Annotated in this window: 1 protein-coding gene; it reads right to left on the reverse strand. The window is 41.3% G+C overall.

Annotation, left to right across the window (positions count from 1 at the left end):
- Positions 1-628 (reverse strand): FAD-dependent oxidoreductase (locus CXF78_RS00820; protein WP_180957008.1); only part of this gene is annotated, 628 nt, incomplete at its 3' end.
- Positions 629-1294: the final 666 nt, after the last annotated feature.

Here is a 1294-nt window from a genome sequence, read left to right on the forward strand (position 1 = left end):
CCACCTGAATACCTATCGCTTTACCATTTTCTAGCAGAATGCTTTTCATGGAACAACGTGAGCGATATTGCGCGCCCAAGAGCTCGCCTTTTTCACGTAATGGGATGGTTATATCGCCACCAGTAGCACGTACACCTATTTTTACCCGCGCAACAGAGTGACCGCCATAGAGATATACGCCATCAGCAAACTTAACCCCATGAGACTGGGCCCATTCAAAAGCATCCTTCGCACCATACGCTATGGCATGTGCAAGTGTAGGGGTACTAAGCCCTTGACCGGAACTAAGGATGTCCTGCATAAATTTTTCTGGGCTATCATCAATTCCCAGTTTAGCTTGCTCGTCAAGGCCTGCTACAGCAAAGCCTGATCCATTCAAACAAGAGTTCCCGCCAAAAGCAGGCATTTTTTCTACCACTAATACACTCATGCCTAACTCTCTAGATTGAAGCGCTGTAGCCAGCCCACCAAACCCAGAGCCAACAATAACAACATCATAAGTTTCATCGAACTCATGCATAGGCTTTGCTTCAGCAGTCAATGACAAAGTAGTGCTACCTACCCCAGCAAGGGCGGCCGCCTTGATTATATTTCGTCGAGTTTGACTAAACACTTTTTCATTCATCATGTATCTCCTAGTTGATTCGGAGTAATGATATGTATGGAAACATGCCCAAAATGTAAGAAACATCACATTAACTTTCTTGCTAACCGACTGATGCTCATAGTGGTATGAGTTCTACTCACCGATTAGAGGCTGTAGATCTGTGCTGGTTACATTTTGAAATAAAAACGTGTTAATCGAGGCGAGTGGATTACTACCTCGCAGTCTAAGCTATTATCACTTCAAGAAGATGTACTCAACAATGAGTAAAACGTTTTTAGCCGAACCTTACAGGCAACGTTTGTTGGCCTTTCTACCGCGTTATCAGCTCTTAATGTAGAACAACGACACTACCAAGCCTCTGACTTGTAGCTCATGTTTACGTAATGGCTCACGATTCGCCGAAAAAACAACCTTAAAAGATCAGCTTCCCCTAATATAAAAGGCACAAAAAAATGCACCCAATTGTTATTTATGAATATATTTGCAGTATATGTCCTATGCGCTAATTTTATATAATGTTGAGTTTGTTGCTTGAGGTCATAACTTTTACATCAAAATGATGATTTTATCTGACCTATTTTGATAACAAACTTACAGGGAAACTAAAGTCGACCTTCGATTTGTTAGTTAGCCTAAATTGTGTTTATTAACGCAAATTGACTTCACATTTACAGACATTAGAGGTGA

Source organism: Shewanella sp. 11B5, assembly GCF_002836795.1.
Lineage (GTDB): Bacteria > Pseudomonadota > Gammaproteobacteria > Enterobacterales > Shewanellaceae > Shewanella > Shewanella frigidimarina.